The 1,042-nt window shown below is 54.4% G+C and carries 1 protein-coding gene; it reads right to left on the bottom strand.

Translation table 11 applies throughout. The annotated features are described in order from the left end of the window. Positions 1–191 precede the first annotated feature (191 nt). A complete protein-coding gene (locus tag XCSCFBP4642_RS0123410; RefSeq protein ID WP_003490957.1) occupies positions 192–482 on the bottom strand; it encodes a hypothetical protein in 291 nt (96 codons plus the stop codon). Between the last annotated feature and the right edge of the window lie 560 nt (positions 483–1,042).

The following is a 1,042-nucleotide window of genomic DNA, read 5'->3' as shown; positions in this document are numbered from 1 at the left end:
ACCGCGTGCCCGCGCGGCCGTCAGCCCGGCCTGGGTGCGTTCGCGGATCAATCGGCTTAACTGACTTCCCTGTTCCATTGCTCCCCGGACCCCTAAATCTGCCATAAGCGCAAGAGACTGCGCCGATGCTGGCTTTGCGGGTCAGACGGAAAATCGGGGGTTCCGGCTTACAACCGCTAGCTCTCAGATTGTTAGTTGTGCCACGGGGCAAAAACTACGAACACGCTCTTTGTGTGCGGGCAGCTCTCCTTGATGAAATCGACAGCTATGTCCAAACGTTTCCAGAGCTTGGTTTTACCGAGCGCGGTAACGACCTCATAAACCTTGTCCTGCGTGGGTAGCTTCAACGTCATCCGCCACCACCGGCTGTTCTCGTGCTCCGTCTCAACCAGATAAACCGCATAGTCCGGTTGAGCCTCATCGAGCACGGCCAGCTCTTTCTTGGTCAGGGTGAGCATTGCTTCCTCATCGTTGAAAAACAAAGAGGGAAGTAATGCCACGGTCACGTTCAGCTTTCTACGCTTAGGTTTGGGTTTTTCACGATTCACTTCGCGCGTATCACGTTTGAAACGATTCATGAGGTATCGAATCACAAACGTGAGTCGGATGCAATCCTTCGGTTGTTGAAATGTGTCAAACATCGCTACGCTACTCAATCTGCAAGCCAAAGCGGCGGCGGCGGTCGAGGAGGCGACGGTTTAAGAGGCGGTTGCCCGATGCCGCAAAAAACAGGCACCCACGCCGGCAAATCTGCAGCGCACAGGCCGGTTACCCGAATTTGCCCGAGTGGAAGCCGAGCGATTTCTTGGCAACTGTGGTGGAAGCGCACGAGACCCGATTGCGTACCTTCGCAACCGCGATCTCCATTTCGTCCTGATGCGCACTACCCTTCAGGGGGAGGATGACGCTGAAGCAAAGGCTTTGCATCACGCCAGACTGCGCCTACTTGGGGTTCAGCCGACATACGTGTAAAAATAGCTCACAAGATTGGATTTCATCCATTGCATCAGTGAGTTAGCGGATATTTTGGCCCACCAAAACT

It is taken from the genome of Xanthomonas cassavae CFBP 4642 (assembly GCF_000454545.1).
In the GTDB taxonomy this organism is placed as follows: domain Bacteria; phylum Pseudomonadota; class Gammaproteobacteria; order Xanthomonadales; family Xanthomonadaceae; genus Xanthomonas; species Xanthomonas cassavae.
Note: the sequence above shows the minus strand (reverse complement) of the source record. Positions and strands in the feature narration are given on the sequence as shown.